This window comes from Enterococcus sp. DIV0755b (assembly GCF_051713765.1).
Classification (GTDB): Bacteria; Bacillota; Bacilli; order Lactobacillales; family Enterococcaceae; genus Enterococcus_C; species Enterococcus_C canintestini.
In genome coordinates this window covers 344,981-361,905 of the sequence record NZ_JBIOQN010000001.1, presented here as the reverse complement: position 1 = coordinate 361,905, position 16,925 = coordinate 344,981, and the positions used below count along the sequence as shown (strand labels likewise).

At 35.3% G+C, this 16,925-nt stretch carries 18 protein-coding genes; 14 read left to right on the top strand and 4 right to left on the bottom strand.

Translation table 11 applies throughout. The features are described 5' to 3' along the window. Window positions 1-9: 9 nt before the first annotated feature. The 8 genes from IGI65_RS01895 to IGI65_RS01860 all read left to right on the top strand — a co-directional run bounded on the left by IGI65_RS01895 (window position 10) and on the right by IGI65_RS01860 (window position 8,573). Complete coding sequence (locus IGI65_RS01895) at window positions 10-498, top strand: isochorismatase family protein (protein ID WP_438773069.1); 489 nt, start codon at window positions 10-12, stop codon at window positions 496-498. A gap of 457 nt (window positions 499-955) precedes the next feature. Further along, complete coding sequence (locus IGI65_RS01890; protein WP_438773068.1) at window positions 956-2,596, top strand: BglG family transcription antiterminator; 1,641 nt, start codon at window positions 956-958, stop codon at window positions 2,594-2,596. Further along, complete coding sequence (locus tag IGI65_RS01885) at window positions 2,593-3,024, top strand: PTS sugar transporter subunit IIA (protein WP_095006409.1); 432 nt, start codon at window positions 2,593-2,595, stop codon at window positions 3,022-3,024. The genes IGI65_RS01890 and IGI65_RS01885 overlap by 4 nt, the downstream gene beginning before the upstream one ends. Window positions 3,025-3,036: 12 nt before the next feature. Further along, window positions 3,037-3,318 carry a PTS sugar transporter subunit IIB gene (locus IGI65_RS01880; protein ID WP_412257251.1) on the top strand — a complete coding sequence of 94 codons (282 nt, stop codon included), beginning with the start codon at window positions 3,037-3,039 and terminating at the stop codon, window positions 3,316-3,318. A gap of 63 nt (window positions 3,319-3,381) precedes the next feature. Further along, window positions 3,382-4,572, top strand: a complete 1,191-nt coding sequence (locus IGI65_RS01875; protein WP_438774401.1) for a PTS ascorbate transporter subunit IIC — start codon at window positions 3,382-3,384, stop codon at window positions 4,570-4,572. A gap of 2 nt (window positions 4,573-4,574) precedes the next feature. Continuing rightward, entirely contained in the window at window positions 4,575-5,315 is a 741-nt protein-coding gene (locus IGI65_RS01870) for a sugar isomerase domain-containing protein (protein ID WP_438773067.1), read from the top strand. 286 nt (window positions 5,316-5,601) lie between these two features. Then, window positions 5,602-7,275, top strand: coding sequence for an alpha-glucosidase (locus IGI65_RS01865; protein ID WP_438773066.1), 1,674 nt, complete (start codon window positions 5,602-5,604; stop codon window positions 7,273-7,275). A 20-nt stretch (window positions 7,276-7,295) separates the two neighbouring features. Next, a complete protein-coding gene (locus tag IGI65_RS01860) occupies window positions 7,296-8,573 on the top strand; it encodes a dicarboxylate/amino acid:cation symporter (RefSeq protein WP_438773065.1) in 1,278 nt (425 codons plus the stop codon). Between the two features lie 260 nt (window positions 8,574-8,833). Here IGI65_RS01860 and IGI65_RS01855 read toward each other — a convergent pair whose 3' ends face one another. The 3 genes from IGI65_RS01855 to IGI65_RS01845 form a co-directional block, all read right to left on the bottom strand. After that, the gene (locus IGI65_RS01855; RefSeq protein ID WP_438773064.1) at window positions 8,834-9,112 is read right to left on the bottom strand and encodes an SIS domain-containing protein; all 279 of its coding nucleotides are present in this window, start codon (window positions 9,110-9,112) and stop codon (window positions 8,834-8,836) included. A gap of 16 nt (window positions 9,113-9,128) precedes the next feature. Further along, window positions 9,129-9,602: a MurR/RpiR family transcriptional regulator gene (locus IGI65_RS01850; protein WP_438773063.1), complete on the bottom strand. Its 474-nt coding sequence runs from the start codon at window positions 9,600-9,602 to the stop codon at window positions 9,129-9,131. A gap of 113 nt (window positions 9,603-9,715) precedes the next feature. Further along, on the bottom strand, window positions 9,716-10,279 hold the full coding sequence (locus IGI65_RS01845) for a TetR/AcrR family transcriptional regulator (protein ID WP_438773062.1): 564 nt from the start codon (window positions 10,277-10,279) through the stop codon (window positions 9,716-9,718). Between the two features lie 148 nt (window positions 10,280-10,427). Between IGI65_RS01845 and IGI65_RS01840 the strand changes: the two genes are divergently transcribed. After that, the gene (locus IGI65_RS01840) at window positions 10,428-11,156 is read left to right on the top strand and encodes an ABC transporter ATP-binding protein (protein WP_438773061.1); all 729 of its coding nucleotides are present in this window, start codon (window positions 10,428-10,430) and stop codon (window positions 11,154-11,156) included. Next, window positions 11,153-12,244 carry an ABC transporter permease gene (locus IGI65_RS01835; protein ID WP_438773060.1) on the top strand — a complete coding sequence of 364 codons (1,092 nt, stop codon included), beginning with the start codon at window positions 11,153-11,155 and terminating at the stop codon, window positions 12,242-12,244. The genes IGI65_RS01840 and IGI65_RS01835 overlap by 4 nt, the downstream gene beginning before the upstream one ends. 505 nt (window positions 12,245-12,749) lie before the next feature. Here IGI65_RS01835 and IGI65_RS01830 read toward each other — a convergent pair. Next, complete coding sequence (locus IGI65_RS01830; protein WP_379924312.1) at window positions 12,750-13,343, bottom strand: NAD(P)H-dependent oxidoreductase; 594 nt, start codon at window positions 13,341-13,343, stop codon at window positions 12,750-12,752. 259 nt (window positions 13,344-13,602) lie between these two features. Here IGI65_RS01830 and IGI65_RS01825 point away from each other — a divergent pair, with 259 nt between their 5' ends. The 4 genes from IGI65_RS01825 to IGI65_RS01810 all read left to right on the top strand — a co-directional run bounded on the left by IGI65_RS01825 (window position 13,603) and on the right by IGI65_RS01810 (window position 16,921). Next, window positions 13,603-14,319: a DUF6287 domain-containing protein gene (locus tag IGI65_RS01825; protein WP_438773059.1), complete on the top strand. Its 717-nt coding sequence runs from the start codon at window positions 13,603-13,605 to the stop codon at window positions 14,317-14,319. Between the two features lie 157 nt (window positions 14,320-14,476). Further along, complete coding sequence (locus IGI65_RS01820) at window positions 14,477-15,445, top strand: tRNA dihydrouridine synthase (protein WP_438773058.1); 969 nt, start codon at window positions 14,477-14,479, stop codon at window positions 15,443-15,445. 415 nt (window positions 15,446-15,860) lie between these two features. Further along, entirely contained in the window at window positions 15,861-16,415 is a 555-nt protein-coding gene (locus tag IGI65_RS01815; protein ID WP_438773057.1) for a TetR/AcrR family transcriptional regulator, read from the top strand. An 86-nt stretch (window positions 16,416-16,501) separates the two neighbouring features. Further along, window positions 16,502-16,921, top strand: coding sequence for a hypothetical protein (locus IGI65_RS01810; RefSeq protein ID WP_071864138.1), 420 nt, complete (start codon window positions 16,502-16,504; stop codon window positions 16,919-16,921). Window positions 16,922-16,925 lie beyond the last annotated feature (4 nt).

Genomic DNA, 16,925 nt, shown 5'->3' with positions numbered 1-16,925 from the left:
GAAAATAAAATGCTCGTTATTGTCGATATGCAAAATCGGATTTTGGATTCAGCGGATGAAAATTATATTCCTAGTGCTAAAGCACTACTTTCTCAGCTGAAAAATAGATTGGATTACGCCCGAAAATCAGCAGAAGTCGTTTTATTTACGCGGGATATTCCAATTGAATACAAAGACCAAGCAGAAGAAATAACAAAACTACAAATTATTCGTGAGCTGGCGCCTTTGAATCGTGAATTTGTATTTAAGAAAAATTATTTCACCTTAGCACCAGAAACGTTACTTGAAATTCGGCGAGTAGTGGAAAAACAAAAGCTGCCAAAAGAAATTGAAGTAGTAGGTGCCGAGCTTAGTATTTGTGTCTTAGCCAATATTTTGGCTTTACAGAGTGTTTTTCCAGCAGCGGACTTTTATCTGAATCCACAACTAGTTACTGGTAATAAGTGGAATGCAGAAACACTAAAAATTTTACAAGAGTTTAATATCAAAGAAAAATAAACTCCTAATAGACTGACCCCCCAAAGTTAGACCAGAAATCTGACTTTTGGGGGTTCTTTTTGCTTATTTTTTATTGTAATGACGATTAATTAAAAAGATTAAAAAGAAAATCAGAAAAAATTTCAAATGGCGCTGCTAGTAAATTGCTTAAGCCTTCCAACATGCTATCACTTCCTTTTCACTAACCAATACTAGCAAAAAATTATTAAGGATTTTTTAGCATGACAATATTGTTAGAAAGAAAGTATGGTCGAAAAGAAAATCAATTACTTGTGTTTCTTTATTTAAAAAAAGTAGAAAGGGGGGTGTTTAAAGAAGAAAGACCGAATAAAAAAAACAAATTTACCTGTACACTTCCTCTCATCTTTTTTTAATAGATTATTTGGTATTCATCTTTATGATGTCTAGCTATAGTATGTAAATAGAAATGATAACGTTTTATCAGGAGGTGATGGTAATGAATGTCCAAAATGAAGTTACTCATTCACAAAGACGAATAAAAATCTTACTACGACTATTAGATGGCGAACATCTTAGCTATCAACAATTGTCGGAAGAATATTTTGTGTCAAGAAGTAGTATCGCTAATGATATTTCGGCTATACGTAAGATTTTTGGAAAAGAACAGTTGAAATTATCTTTTGATAATTCAGGTACATTTTTTGAAGGAACAGAGGTACAAGTGCAGCGCATCTTGAAACGAGTTACTTTGGAAAATGTGGCTCAGGCTTTTAAAAATCAGGTTCTTGATAAAGAACTTTTTTATGAAGTAAATACACGACTTAAATTCGCAATTGAAAGTAAGCAAATTGAAATATCTGATAGCTACCTTGAAAATATCGTTATTTCCATTACGTTATTGATTCAGCGAAGTAGAGCGGGATTTGAAATTAGAAGTATTTCGCATAATCAGTTTGGCAAAATTTTTTTGGAGTTCAATCAATATCCCTTAATTGTTGAGTTACTACAAGAGCTTGAAAATAACAACATTTATGTGTTTTCTCAAGCTGAATTACAATATTTAACACACTTAATTGTGGCAAGTGGTTTAAAGCTATTTGTGAAAGCTGACATTATCCCCCAAAAATTTAGAACACAAGTGCAACAATTAATTAAAACCATTAGTGATGGACTGCAAAATGATTTAACTCAAGACGCTATTTTAGAAGAGAACTTAACCATTCATTTATATCAATTGATTATTAGGTTAGAAGCACAATCAAATGTTGTTAATCCATTAATTGAAGAAATTAAGAGTATGTATCCCACAGTATACGGTGTGGTTTGGTTTGGATTAAATGATTTTTCTAAGCCCTATGGTATCTCTTTGACAGATGATGAAATTGGGTTTGTTGCGATTCATTTTCAGGCAGCAATTGAGCGGAAAAGAAAATTAAATAAAATACTTTTCGTTTGTCCTAATGGTATAGGATCTAGTTTATTTGTTTCTGCGAAAATTCGTCGCATACTCCCTAATATTGACAGTATCGAAACAGCGTCTAGTGAAAGTCTTGAACATATGGATTTAACAGATGTAGACTTTATTGTTTCAACAGTAGATTTGTTTCCGCAAAAAAGACCAGTTGTGAGAGTTTCTCCCATGGTAACGCCGAGAGATATGAAGAGAATCATGAATCAATATATTGATATTGTTATTGAAAAAGATGTAACAGAGAGAGTAAATGTTGATATTACAATGGATATTAAAGATAAAATTAGTCAAAATATCTATTTTGAAAACTTACGGACAAAACAAGCCGCCATTGATTTTCTATTTGAAAAACAGAACTTTATCAGTCGTGATAAACAAAAAGTACTAAAAGATGCAGTATGGGAGCGTGAAAAGCTTCAATCTACTTATCTTGATAATGGCTTTGCACTTCCCCATGGCAATCCTAAATTGGTTGAACAAACAAATGTATCAATACTGATTTTAGATAAGCCAATTGATTGGGGGCTTGAAAAAGTAGATATTATCGTTCTGCTCTTAATCAGCCAAGAGGATACGAAACAAGTTGAAGCGATTATGGAATTAGTCATGCGCGGGATAGAGAATAAAGATTGGTTTATTTCAAAGATGATGGAGGTGAGAGAATGACACAATTGATGAACTATTTACCCAAAGAACATATTCAAGTAAAAGATAAAATTAGCACTTGGCAAGAAGCAGTAAAAATTACGAGTCAACCTTTATTAGAAGAAAAAAAGATTACACCTGTATATGTGGAAAATATGATTGATAGCGTCTATCAAAACGGTCCTTATATGGTATTGGCAGATTATTTTGCCCTAATGCATGCAAAACCAGGTATCGGTGTCTGTAAACAGAGTATGAGCTTATTAGTTACAAAAAATGAGGTGGATTTAGCTGGTAAGCCTATCAAAATATTTCTTGTTTTAGCGGCGACGGATAGTGCGTCGCATCTGGAAAGTTTACAAGAAATTATGGAAGTTTTCATGGATGAAGAGAAGTATCAACTTATTTTAAAAGGCAATTTAACAGATGTTATTCAAGTATTTCAATAGGAGGAAAATGGAATGAAAATATTAGCAGTTTGCGGTTTTGGTGTAGGAAGTTCAATGGTCTTGAAGATGTCAATTGATAAAGTAATAAAAGAAATGGGGATTAAGGCCACAGTAGAAAATACGGATTTATCAACAGCCAAAGCAACCTCAGCAGATGTCTATTTTACTAGCAATGAATTGTTGCCAGAGCTAAAAAACGCTGTTAAAGCACCAGTTTATCCAGTAAAAAAATATATGGATAAACAAGAAGTAAAAGAACAAATGGAAAAATTTCTAAGTGAAAAGGGGGAATAAGAAGTGGACTTTATCACAAATTTTATTTTAAAAAATCCACCAGTGCTACTGGGGTTAATTGCCATGCTAGGTTTAATCATTCAAAAGAAATCATTTTCTGAAATTATCAAAGGTTCTTTGACAGCAGCATTTGGCATGGTTATTTTAACAGCGGGGGTCAATATGTTAGTTGGTACGATTGCACCAATTAATACGGCTGTCCAAACACAGTTGGGTGTTAAAGTTGCAGAAGGTTTATCTGATGTAACTTTTACTGCTGATTATGGTGGAACAGTTGGTCTGGCAATGTTTTTGGGGTTGATTATTCATTTGCTAATCGCACGATTTACTCCAATAAAAACTATTTTTTTAACTGGACATATGCTTTGGTGGTTCCCATTTGTTGTCGTTGCAGCCGGCGTTGAAGGGGGTATGCGTGGGACTGGATTAGTTATTTTTGGTGCAGTTTTATCCGCGTGCTATTGGTCATTCATGCCTTGGATTATGCGTAGATATGTTTGGGATGCTACAGGAGATGATTCTTTTCTAATTGGGCACCCAACTGGTATTCTGTCACTAATTTCTGGCTTTGTAGCCAAAAGAGTGGGTAATAAAGAAAAATCTACAGAAGATTTAAATGTTCCTGAAAGTTTATCGTTTTTCCGTGAAATTTCCATTACTGGCGGCTTAGTCATGTTTTTAATGAACATCGTGGTAGGTATTATTGCACCTGTATTAATTCCTAAAGATGGAAATTTAATTATGTTTTCAGTTGATGCAGCTTTGAGTTTCGGGGCCGGCTTATTGATTATGTTATATGGTGTACGTTTGTTAATCAATCAAATTATCCCAGCATTTCAAGGCATTGCCGAGAAAGTTGTTCCCGGTGCAAAACCAGCTTTTGATGTACCAATCTTATTTAATTATAAGCCAAATGCCGTGATTATCGGATTTATCGTTGCAATGCTTACATCTACAATATTAGTAGTTTTGTCCAATACAATGAATGTTTTTGGCGTTTTATTAGTACCATTAGTGATTACGAGTTTCTTTGAATGTGGTGGTGCTGCTGTTATTGGTGAAGGACAAGGTGGTTTGCGAGGTTCGATTATTGGGACTGCTGTTGCGTCGTTTGGGATGGTAGCACTAGTTGGCGTTTCTGCTGCAATGTTTAGCAGTACTATTCAAAATTGGTTATTAATCTTTGGCGGAAATGACTTATCATTAATTGGTATTTTAGGTAAACTTCTGGCAAGTCTATTTGGAGGAATCTAAAAATGTTTGATTACTTTAATAAGATAAATAATCTGTTAAATATCGTAGAAAAAGAGGAAAATGAAAATATTCAAAAAGCTGTTGAATTACTAACATATGCAAACTTAAATCATCAATCTGTTTATATTTTTGGTGCTAGCCATGCAGGGATTTTAGCAGAAGAAATGTACTATCGTGCAGGAGGATTAATGACAATTAATGCTATTTTTGGACGAGAGCTCATGTTAGATCGTAATCCAATTGCGGTTACGAGTAAAATGGAACGTTTGGAAGGTTATGGTCAAGTTTTAGCAAGTAGTGTGGACTTTCAAGAGGGAGATGTTTTAATTTTGCATTCTGTTTCAGGACGCAATCCTGTTACTATTGATTTAGCATTTGCAGCTAGAAAAGTAGGTGTAAAAATTATCGCAATTACAAATAAACAATACTCCAGCTCAACAACTAGTCGTCATAGTACAGGAAAACGTTTGTTTGAAATAGCAGACGTTGTCATCGATAATCATGGGGACATCGGTGATGCCACATGCTCTATTGAAGGAGTACCCCAAAAAATTGGTCCTACTTCAACAGTTGTAGGAGCTACAATTTTGAATGCTATCGTGGTAGAAGTCTGTAAACAACTAGTTAAACAAGGTGTTAAATATCCGCCTATTTATTACTCTGCTAACTTAGATGGCGGTGATGCTTTAAACCAATCTTTATTTAAAAAGTATCAGGAATCCATTCATTATAGATTGAACTAAAAAAATTGAAATTATATATTTCAAATTAAAAATACAGTAATAAAGAGGAGTAAGTTACGAAAATTTAATTTCAAAGCTATTCTTTTCTTCATATCTTTTTAGCACCTCTTGTGAGAGGTGCTTTTTTCTATCCAATTCCCCTCTATGTCATAAATTTCACAAAGTGTCATAAATATCTAGTGACTAAATAAAAATCTAAAGAGCGTAGAGATATTGGAAATGGTTTCATCATACTTTATATTGGCTATAGAAAACGAATACATAACAACGAAAAGGTGATGAAGAGATGAAAAAACAATGGTGGCATGGGAAAGTAGCCTATCAAATTTATCCAAAGAGTTTTAATGACACAAATGGTGATGGTGTTGGTGATTTAAGAGGTATTATTGAAAAATTAGATTATTTAAAAGATTTAGGCATTGATATTGTTTGGATTTCACCAATGTTTACTTCGCCATTTGTTGACCAAGGATATGATATTTCAGATTATCAAGGAATTGCTCCAATTTTTGGCACAATGGAAGATATGGATGAGTTAATCGCGGAAGCGAAAAAACGCGATATGCATATTTTACTTGATTTGGTCTTAAACCACTGTTCAGATGAACATGAATGGTTCCAAAAAGCGTTAGCTGATTTGGAAGGTGAATATGCCGATTATTTCCATATTGTCGATGAAAAAGAAGATGGCAGCATGCCAAGTAACTGGCGCTCAACATTTGGTGGCCCAACTTGGACAAAAATTCCTGGGACAAATAAATATTATTTACACATTTTCGCCAAAGAACAGCCAGATGTAAATTGGGAAAATCCAAAATTACGTCAGGAAATGTATGACATGATTAACTGGTGGCAAGATAAAGGAATTTCAGGATTCCGATTAGATGCGATTGCCAACATTAAAAAAGATATGGAATATAAGAGTTTTCCAGCTGATCGCGAAGATGGTCTAGTAAGTAAGTTCCGGATGGTTGAAAGTGTCTCTGGAATTGAAGTCTTCTTAAAAGAATTGAAAGAAAAAACATTTAGTCAAATTGATGCGTTGACTGTAGCAGAATTATCAAGTTTTGACCGGGCAAAATTAGAAGAATATGTCGGCGATGATGGTTATTTTTCAACAATTTTTGATTTAAGTACTGATTCGATGGAAGTAAGCGGAAATGGCTGGTATGATCGTAATCCGATTACTGCCAACAATTACCGTCAAGTGATTTATGATAGCATTCGTGAAATTGAAGGCATCGGTATGAAGGCCAATATTATTGAAAATCACGATGAGCCACGGGGCGTAAGTCACTACATTCCAGAAGAAGATTGCAATGACTACAGTAAAAAAATGTTAGCAGCAATTTTATTCATGCGTCCAGGTTTGCCATTTTTATTCCAAGGTCAAGAAATTGGAATGGAAAATACACCTTTTGAAACCATTGATGAATTTGATGATTTGTTTACTCATAATGAATATCAAGTAGCCCTTGATGCAGGGATTGAACCTGAACAAGCATTAAAACTTGTGAATAAATACAGCCGTGACAACGGTCGGACACCAATGCAGTGGAACAATCAAGCCAATGGCGGATTTACAACTGGTACACCTTGGCTAAAAGTGAACCCTAATTATGCCACTATTAATGTGGAAGACCAATTAACAGATGAAAATTCTGTTTGGGCCTTTTATCAAAAACTAATTGCGCTACGTAAAGATGAAACTTATGGCGAAGCATTCGTTTATGGTGGATTTGAGCCAATTTTTGAAGACCAAGACAATATTGTCGCTTTTTATCGTCACGGAGAAGATAAAACAATTTTATTATTGGCAAACTTTCAAAATAGCGTAGCAGAATTGCCATTTACAAAAAAAATCGATGACATTTTAATCAATAACTATGAAGAATTGGCTGCAACAGCAACTGGTGTAACCTTACAACCACATCAAGCTGTGATTGTCAGCGTCGACTAAAAAAGATAGGAGCAAACAGCATGAAAAAAATACTAGCATCCACAACTAACCAGATCATTATCGCTACTGTGGCGGGGATTGTTTTTGGTTCTGTAGTGGGCCCGTGGTCTGAAAACTTGAAGTTTATTGGTGATATTTTTATTCGCTTAATTCAAATGTCTGTTGTTATTTTAGTGATGACATCTGTCATTGGTGCAATGGGAGATATGAAAGGTAAAAGCGCTGGTAGAATGGGCTTTAATACCTTTAAATGGATTTTAATTTTTACTGTGTTATCTGCTGTAGCAGGCCTATTTCTTTCCATGGCGATCCAGCCTGGCGCTGGCATGCAAGGTCTTGGTGGTACGACAGACGTTGAAGCGCAAGCAGCGGTTGGAATTAAAGAAACATTACTTGGTTTTGTACCAACAAATATTATCAGTGCCATGGCTAACGCCGAAATGATTCCGTGTATTGTCTTTTCATTATTCTTTGGGATTGGCTTGAATAAATACATTCAAAAGACAGGCAATACTGTAGTTGTAGATTTTATTAACGGTTTAAATGCAATCGTCTTAAACATTATTCAATCTGTGATGAAAATTGCGCCATTAGGAATTTTCTGCTTATTAGCAAATGTAGCAGGTGCGATTGGTTTATCCGTTGTCATTCCAATGTTGAAATATCTTGGAACATTAGCATTAGGTGTTATTTTAATGATGGTTGTTTTATCTGTATTTACTGCGATTCGTTGCGGCGTGAACCCAGTCTTGATGCCAAAGAAATTCTTGACGATGTCTATTATCGCTTTAACAACTACCTCTTCAGCGATTGCATTCCCAACTGTCCTAAAAGATAGTGTTGAAAAATTTGGTATCAGCAAACGCGTGACAGACTTTACCGCTCCTCTGGGTATGTCAATGTGTAGTTGTGGGGCTGCGTTAAGTAATGTGGCAGTAATTATGTTCTTAGCCCAAGCAGCTGACATTCAATTAAGTATGGATAAAATTATTTTAGGTATCGGTTTATCGATTATGTTATGTATGGGTACGATTACAGTGCCGGGTGGCTTTGCTGTATCGGCAACATTTTTAGCAACTTCTTTAGGTTTACCTGCAGAAGGCGTAGCTTTAATGTTTAGTGTAGACTGGTTTGCTGGAATGTTCCGTACTTTCTTGAATGTGGACGGAGATGTACTTGTAGGCATGTTAGTGGCTAAAAGTGAAGGTGAACTAAGTAAAGAAGTTTACAATGGTACGAAAACAATTAGTTACACAGAAGAAACTGAGACTCTTGAAAAAATAATTGTAGAAGCCTAAAAGATAGTGGCATAAAAAAAGCCGGTTTTCTTTTCTGACAAAGGGGGATATTCCCTAACTTTTCAGAGAAGAGACCGGCTTTTTTTGTTCTAGTTTCACAGACGAACTCTCTATGACAGCAAGCTGTGCAAGTTCATTTAGCTTTTCTTTGATCTAGCTTCACAAACGAACTCTCTACGGTAATAAGCTGAAATTTGAAGAAATTTGGAAAGCAATTTATTAAAATTCCATCTTATTACTTGAGAGTTATCCACGTTTGCTCAGCTTTTCTTAAATTTATAGGCGGTGAAGCTGTCAAAAATCATGTGTAAGAGTAAATGTAACGTTAAAAAAGAAGACCGGTTCATTTTGGTTTCTTGGTCGATGTTGCTATTTTTATAATAAAAGTTCCAACGCGTTAACTTAGCTAATTCGTTGTTGGTTAAATTGGTAATAGAAACTGTTTGACTTCCCCGAACTTTCAGCGTTTGCAGAGCATTTTTTAATTCTTTAGTTTCCCCAATCTGAGAAATAATAAAGACCAAATCATTTTCATTCATACCTTGAGAAAGCTTTTCAAATTCTTGATAGCCAGAAATGATAATGACGTTTTTTTTTGTATTCCAGCATACAACGGGCGAACTCTTTTAACATTAAGCGCTGGCCGTATCCGACACAAAAAGCATAGATTGTGTCTACTTGATCCAATAATGCTAATAAATCCGTGAGATACTGGTCATTTTTGAAAGCTTTCATAGTTTGATCAATATCAAACGAGAGGTTTTCTAAAGAATAAAAGGCAACTTCTTCTTGTTGTACTTGCGTAGTTGTGTGTTGTTTTAAGTAATATTTAAATTCGCTATAACCCGAAAAATCCAATTTTTTGGCTAAACGTAAAATCGATGCGGTGGAAGAATTTACTAAAGCAGATAACTCGCTGATACTCAAGTTTGTGATTTCTTGTTGGTGATTGGTAATATAACGGAGGATAAACAAGTCATTATCGCTTAATTGCTCATAGTGGGCATTAATAATCGTTTCTAAAGACAAAACAGAAGACCTCCAGTATTTCAATAAATTTTCTTCATTATAACGTACCAAAACTGACAAAAAAAGAGGCAGGGCGGGTAATAGGTAAAAGAGCAATGTTTATTTACTTTATTTTAAATAATATCAAAGGCAATAATTTTATTGATTACATTGACAATGTATTCTGGTGATTCTTTTTGACCATGATTGACCCATTCTTGTAAGACACCAAATAATGCATTACTAAAAAAAGCTACTAGGTACTGTTTTTCTAAATCTGACGCCACTGGAATTGTTAAATGCGATAAGACATTATCCAGGGCGTTTTTTTTGAGGACAGCCTTAATTTGATTTTGAATTTCGGTGGAGCCATGATCAGAAATGAGTAGAGCTAATAATTGTCCTTCATCTTTTAAGTAGTCTAGAATATAAAGTAAAAGGGAATCGCGGGTCATATTGGTTTTGGAAAAATTTTCAATCAGCTGATTAATATGGTGCATCAGTTCAAATTGATATTTTTCAACCAAGTCGTACTTATCTAAGTAGTGCAAATAAAAACCACTGCGGCTTATTCCAGCGGCTTCACAAATATTTTTGACCGTAATTTGATTGAAATTTTTCTCTTTTAATAATTGAATCATCGCTTCGGTGATGCGTTGTTTGGTGCGATAATAGCGGATATCTTTATCAGATTGCATAACAAACTCCTTTGTTTATAATCAATTTTTCAAAAGTGTCTATTAAAGTCGCAAAGAGCTTGCACTTTTTTGGGACAAAATTATACTACGAAGAGTAACAAATAATAAACACGTTGTCTATTAAATTTATATAAAAGGAGTGCTTAAAATGGCAAAAGAAACTATTGCTAAAATTGAAAATGCTTCAATTTCATTTGATAAACGCAAAGTATTAAATGATGTCAATATTACAATTGATGCAGGTACAATTTTAGGTTTAATTGGACCAAGTGGGGCTGGAAAAACTACCACGATTAAATGTTTACTGGGAATGGAGAAACTCGACCAAGGAACAGCGGAAATTTTTGGTCATATCATGCCCAATCGCAAAGTTTTAGGAGAAGTTGGCTATATGGGCCAAAGCGATGCACTATATGAAGATTTAAGTGCCCGCGAAAATTTAATCTTTTTTGGTAATTTAATGGGCTTAACTGGTTCAGATTTGGAAAAAGCGATTACGGAAAATATGGCTTTAGTTAATTTGACTGAGTTTATCGACAAACCAGTTAAAACCTTTTCCGGTGGGATGAAGCGTCGTCTTTCTTTAGCCACTACGTTATTAGCTAACCCTGATTTGATTGTTTTGGATGAGCCGACAGTCGGTATCGATCCTAGTTTGCGGGTGACCATTTGGGAACAACTACGCACTTTAGCAGATGATAATAAAGCAATTATTGTTACAACCCACGTAATGGATGAAGCTGAAAAATGTGATTATGTTGGTCTAATTATTGAAGGAAAATTATTTGCACTGGGTACACCAGCAGATTTGAAACAAAAATTTAATGCTTCAAGTATTGAAGAAGTCTTTTTGAAAGCAGAGGTGAGTGCAAAATGATTCGTTTTAAAGCGATTTTAGTTCGTGTCATTAAAGAACTTGTTCGGGACAAACGTACATTAGCATTGATGTTGATTGCGCCTGTCATTGTTTTGTGTTTAATGAATGTTGTTTTTGACACCAACTCAGACACTCATGTAAAAATTGGGGTCGATAGCACAGTGCCAAGTGTGGTTGCTGATAACTTCCCCAAAGATGAGGTTAAAGTTAAAAAATTTAGCAATGATGATAATGTGAAAGATAAAATTCAAGAAAACGATTTGGATGCTTTTATCACGCTTGACGGTTCTAAATTCCACGTTACGTATGAAAATGAAGATCCAACAAGTACTGCGCAAATAAAAGCGATGATGCAAAGTCTCCTCACAGGTAATAAATTAAAAGAATTAACGATGGCAGTCCAAAAAATGTCCCAAGAAACTGGTCAAAATGTCCAGTTTGAAAATTATACTGTTAAAAATGCTTATGTTTATGGCAGTGCCGATAGTTCATTCTTTGATAAAATTTTCCCTATTCTAATTGGCTTTTTTGTTTTCTTCTTTGTCTTTTTAATTTCAGGGATTGCTTTATTACGGGAAAGAACCAGAGGAACTTTGGAACGTTTACTAGCAACACCCGTCAAACGCAGTGAAATTGTAATGGGCTATCTAACAGGTTATGGCTTTTTTGCTATTTTCCAAACATTGATTATTGTCTTTTTCTCGATTTATATTTTAAAACTCCAAATTGTTGGCAGCTTGTGGTGGGTGATTGCGACTAATATTTTGATTGCCCTAACAGCGTTATCAATGGGGATTTTTGTTTCTACTTTTGCCAATTCGGAATTCCAAATGGTGCAATTTATTCCATTGGTTGTTATCCCGCAAGTCTTTTTCTCAGGGCTCATCCCGCTAGATTCAATGGCTGGTTGGGTGCGCAATATCGCCTACATTTTCCCACTAAGTTATGGCGGAGAGGCGTTAACTAATATTATGATTAAAGGCCAAGGCTTTTCACATATCGCATCAGATTTAGGAATACTGTTTGTCTTTATCGTCGGCTTTACGATTTTAAATATCGTGGGGCTAAAACGTTACCGTAAGGTTTAACCATAGTGAAATTTAAACAAACGCTAGTCGCAGTATTTTTGCGACCAGCGTTTGTTTTTTTTTTTAGAGATCAAAGGGCTATATGATTTTTATAAAGAGTTTTCACGGGGGGTTAGCTTTTCTAGGTGTCTAGCAAAATGAACTAACTCGCTGCGACAATAAGCTGAAATTTGAAGAAATTTGGAAAGCAATTTATTAAAATTCCATCTTATTGCTAACGAGCTGAACGAGTTTATTTAGCTTTTCTTATGATCTAGCACACAAACGAACTCTCTATGGTAATAAGTTGAAATTTGAAGAAATTTGAAAAGCAATTTATTAAAATTCCATCTTATTACTTGAGAGTTATCCACGTTTGCTCAGCTTTGCTATTGATCTAGCACAGACAGCAATTCTTCGGGAAAAATTCAAAAATTAGTTTCTGGTCAAGAGCACCAGAAAGCGAATTTCTGAGATTTTTCCAAAGAGCTACCCGCTGTCTTTAGCTTTTCTGAGGCAATTGAAATTATAAGTTCTCAATTCGTTCTTGGGCATCGTGGAGATAATTTTCCAATTCTGCGCGACTTAAATAAGGGACGCGTCCGTAAAAAACATGGTCGATTACTTCAGTACCAGAACTATTAAACATCCAACCTGAAGTCAACATTTTCATTGCCGCATCAATGGGAGTATCACTACCATCTTCATTTTGCGGTTGACCAGTGGGAGTAAAAAAGAGAGCTTTTTTGCGACTAAACAATTTTTTTGGTTCATCTGAAGTAAAGCTATAAGCAAAACCATGTTGAAAGACCCGATCCACGTAGCCTTTTAAAATTGCGGGCATCCCATTCCACCAACTTGGAAAAACGTAAATTAATAAGTCACTTTTCTTTATGTAATCCATTTCCACTTGCACATCTTCAGGAAAAGTTGCAGCTTCTCGCACAAACTGACCATCTTCAATATGAATGGCATCTTCTCCTTTTAAAACAGGATCAAAGCCGATTTCATAAAGATCTCGTAAGGTGACAGTATAGCCTTTTTTCACTAATGTTTCTTCAATGCGTTTGACAAGGGCGTAAGTAAAACTTTCTTTACGAGGATGCGCAAAAACAATCAATGCTTCCATACCAAAACTTCCTTTCATATTTCGTTTAGTTTTAGTATAGCCTTTCTAAAAAAATAGAAAAGGATTTGTACTTTAGCTAATTAATCTTCCTTGAGTGGAATCAGGTTGAGATTAGCTGTTAAATAATAAAAATGTTAAAATTTAATTAGAAAATCTGTTGGTAAAGTGTGCTTTTTGCTACAGTTTGCCTGGAGTAAAAGTTACTGTAAATGATTTTTGTAGGTGTCTTAGTACAAAGGAGGGAAAGAAAGTGAAAAAAATTATTATAGGAACTACGCTGTTAGCTATTTTAAGTTTAGCTGGTTGCCGCCAAGAAGAAAAAAGTGAAGTACAGCATAGTTCAACTAGTAGTGAGGTTCAAAGTTCTAGCAGTAGTCCTGCTACGTCTGTGAGTAGCAATTCAAGTTTAAAAGAGTCAGCAATGTCAAGTACCGCCACTAGTAACTCTGTTGCAATTTTTACTGAAACAAGTGAAGAACCAGCTCCAGTAGAAGTGAATTCTGAAGTAGCTCCGCCAATTGTAACGATGAATCTTACTCAAATTCGTACTGGTGATTATTCAAGTATTGCAGGTAATTGGGTTAATGGGGTAGGTAGTAGTATCCACATAACAGGTGATACGTTAATCGTCTCACCACTTTATCCAGAAAATGTTTCGGTGACTTTAACCGGTCAACTTTTAGATATACCTGAAAAAAATGAAGCAGATGGCTCGGTTATAATGGAGAATGCTTATGGGTTGATGATGCCAGCTTACACGAAAAAAATGGAGCCAGAAGAAAATCCCGGTTACTTTTCTTTGTACAGTCGAATGCCCAGTGCCACGCTTTATATTTCCTTTTTACCTAAAAATGTACCCGGCGAAATTCAAGGAGCAGACAGTACACAAGAACGTATTGTAGCAATCGGCACGCAAAATACAGCGACCTCTGTTCCTGCTCAATATGTCTATTACAAAGTTCAATAAATAAAAAAGCTAAAGTTTTCACTGGAAAATTTTACAGCTACAACTGTTTTGATCTTTCGTTAAGGCAATCCCAGATTTTTGCTTCTTCTGTTGTTCCCTAGTATAATAACGTTGTTTTGAAATTTGTAGGGATTTTGTAGTAACAGGAGGAAAGGAAATGACAAACAACTTCTGGGCCCAATTACCCAAGCCCTTTTTTGTTTTAGCACCGATGGAAGATGTGACCGACGTTGCCTTTCGCCACGTCGTAAAAGCAGCTGGTGCCCCCGATGTATTTTTTACAGAGTTTACGAATTCTGATAGTTTTTGTCATCCAGATGGGATTGAAAGCGTGCGGGGACGACTTGTTTTCACGGAAGACGAACAACCGATGGTAGCTCATATTTGGGGAGATAATCCCGCATTTTTTAATAAGATGAGTATGGAATTAGCCAAAATGGGTTTTAAAGGAATTGACATTAATATGGGCTGTCCTGTGCCGAATGTCGCGGAGCGTGGCAAAGGCAGTGGTCTAATTTTACGACCAGAAGTTGCGGCCGAATTAATTGCCGCAGCCAAAAGTGGCGGACTACCAGTGAGTGTGAAAACACGAATTGGTTTTACTGATCCTGACGAATTGGAAGCGTGGATTAGTCATTTATTAAAACAAGATATCGCCAATTTGTCAGTTCACATGCGGACCCGCAAAGAAATGAGTAAAGTTGCTGCCCATTGGGATTTGATTCCAAATATTGTAAAGTTGCGTGATCAAATCGCACCACAAACTACGATTACCATTAACGGCGATATTTTGGATCGTCAAATGGGATTAGAATTAGCTGAAAAATATGGTGTCGATGGCATTATGATTGGACGAGGTGTCTTCAAAAATCCATATGCTTTTGAAAAGAACCCAAAAGAACACACGCCCCAAGAATTAATGGGCTTATTGCGTTTGCAATTGGACTTACAAGAACAATATGCCAAAGAAGTTCCGCGCACAATTGTCGGTCTACATCGCTTTTTCAAAATTTATATTAAAGGCTTTCCCGGCGCTAATGACTTGCGAATTCGTTTAATGGAAACTAAGTCCATAACAGAAGTCAGAGAAATTTTAACTGCATTTGAACAAGAACACTTCAATTAGTGTAGTGTTGTTAAGTAAGTGAATGATTACGAAAATCACAGTAAAAAATTGTACGAAAAAAGTTTTCTCAAAAAGAAAGCTTCGCAGTATAATTTTTTGCAGTGATTTTTTTATGTAAAGAGATTATCTGATTTTTACAAAGGATAAGGTGATTCAAATTTTCGAGGTGATCAGCCTCTACCGCAACTGTTCTATGTATCTAGCACAATGAGCTAAATTGCTGCGACAATAAGCTGAAATTTAAAGAAATTTGGGAAGCAATTTATTAAAATCCCATCTTATTGTTAGTGAGCTGAACGAGTTCATTTTGCTTTTCTGAAGCCCCAGTTATTTGACGACAATAAAATTATCACGTAAAATCTAAAGTGAACATTGTTCATGTTGGCGTATAAAAATTTAAAGGGAGGGAGAAAGTTTGAATAATACCGTTAGTTCAAGAGCGGAGCTCATTGCTTGTTGTAAAGAAATTGTGGCGGAGAAAGGTATTGAAGCTGTAAGCATTCGCGAAGTAGCCAAACGCAGTCACATTTCTGTTGGGGCAGTTTATAATTATTTTCCCACCAAAGGGCAATTATTGGCAGCGACGATTGGTAGTATCTGGTCGGAAATTTTTCATTTCTCAGAAGAATCGTATGACTTCGATGATTTTGTTGCATGTTTAGAGGCACTTTTTCAAAGTGTCGCAATTGGAAAGAAACATTATCCGCATTTTTTCACCAGTCATGCGTTAGTCTTAGCATTTGACGATAAAATTATGGGGCAAAAAATGATGGATCACTATTGGCAACATATTAAAGAAAGTCTGCGCCAAACATTAGCCAAGGATCAAAAGATTCGTCCCAATTTATTCAATGAAGAGTTAACTGTAGAAAAATATGTCGACTATATTTTTGAGTTGTTTTTATATGGCATAACCCATGAAGAAAAGACGGCAGGAATTGTCCAATTAGTAAAAAATTCACTTTACTAGCCACGTTGAAAATTTGGAGTAGGTCAAAGTGTCTTTTTTATAAAATAAAATGAACAGTGTTCATTTTAGACAAAGGAGATTTTGCAATGGTAAAAAAATTTTATTTATTATTATTAGCAAGCATAGTCTGGCTGATAGCAGGCTTTAATGTTTTGAAAATTGGACTTGAAACTTATCCTGGTTATGTCACCATTTTAAATGGATTTTTATCCTTGGTGGTATTTTTGGTCTTTTGGTTGTTGATTTTTTCTAAATTAGCTGCAAAACATACATCACGGATTGTGAATTATAAAGAAGAAAGACAATTTTTCTTAAAATTTTTTGATGTGAAATCATTTATTATTATGGCGGTGATGATTATTGGTGGTGTGACCATTCGCGCTTTTAATTTATTACCAGATCGTTTTATCGCCTTTTTTTATACAGGATTAGGAGCAGCCTTGTTTTTAGCTGGTATTTTGTTTGGTATTAATTTTTTCAAAGCAATCAAAGAGAAAGGAAAGTGAAAAA

Bases quoted from the DNA above. Each gene is read 5' to 3' on its own strand.
- IGI65_RS01895 (WP_438773069.1), top strand. From the start codon at position 10: ATGCTCGTTATTGTCGATATGCAAAATCGGATTTTGGATTCAGCGGAT.
- IGI65_RS01890 (WP_438773068.1), top strand. From the start codon at position 956: ATGAATGTCCAAAATGAAGTTACTCATTCACAAAGACGAATAAAAATC.
- IGI65_RS01885 (WP_095006409.1), top strand. From the start codon at position 2,593: ATGACACAATTGATGAACTATTTACCCAAAGAACATATTCAAGTAAAA.
- IGI65_RS01880 (WP_412257251.1), top strand. From the start codon at position 3,037: ATGAAAATATTAGCAGTTTGCGGTTTTGGTGTAGGAAGTTCAATGGTC.
- IGI65_RS01875 (WP_438774401.1), top strand. From the start codon at position 3,382: ATGCTAGGTTTAATCATTCAAAAGAAATCATTTTCTGAAATTATCAAA.
- IGI65_RS01870 (WP_438773067.1), top strand. From the start codon at position 4,575: ATGTTTGATTACTTTAATAAGATAAATAATCTGTTAAATATCGTAGAA.
- IGI65_RS01865 (WP_438773066.1), top strand. From the start codon at position 5,602: ATGAAAAAACAATGGTGGCATGGGAAAGTAGCCTATCAAATTTATCCA.
- IGI65_RS01860 (WP_438773065.1), top strand. From the start codon at position 7,296: ATGAAAAAAATACTAGCATCCACAACTAACCAGATCATTATCGCTACT.
- IGI65_RS01855 (WP_438773064.1), bottom strand. From the start codon at position 9,112: ATGAATGAAAATGATTTGGTCTTTATTATTTCTCAGATTGGGGAAACT.
- IGI65_RS01845 (WP_438773062.1), bottom strand. From the start codon at position 10,279: ATGCAATCTGATAAAGATATCCGCTATTATCGCACCAAACAACGCATC.
- IGI65_RS01840 (WP_438773061.1), top strand. From the start codon at position 10,428: ATGGCAAAAGAAACTATTGCTAAAATTGAAAATGCTTCAATTTCATTT.
- IGI65_RS01835 (WP_438773060.1), top strand. From the start codon at position 11,153: ATGATTCGTTTTAAAGCGATTTTAGTTCGTGTCATTAAAGAACTTGTT.
- IGI65_RS01820 (WP_438773058.1), top strand. From the start codon at position 14,477: ATGACAAACAACTTCTGGGCCCAATTACCCAAGCCCTTTTTTGTTTTA.
- IGI65_RS01810 (WP_071864138.1), top strand. From the start codon at position 16,502: ATGGTAAAAAAATTTTATTTATTATTATTAGCAAGCATAGTCTGGCTG.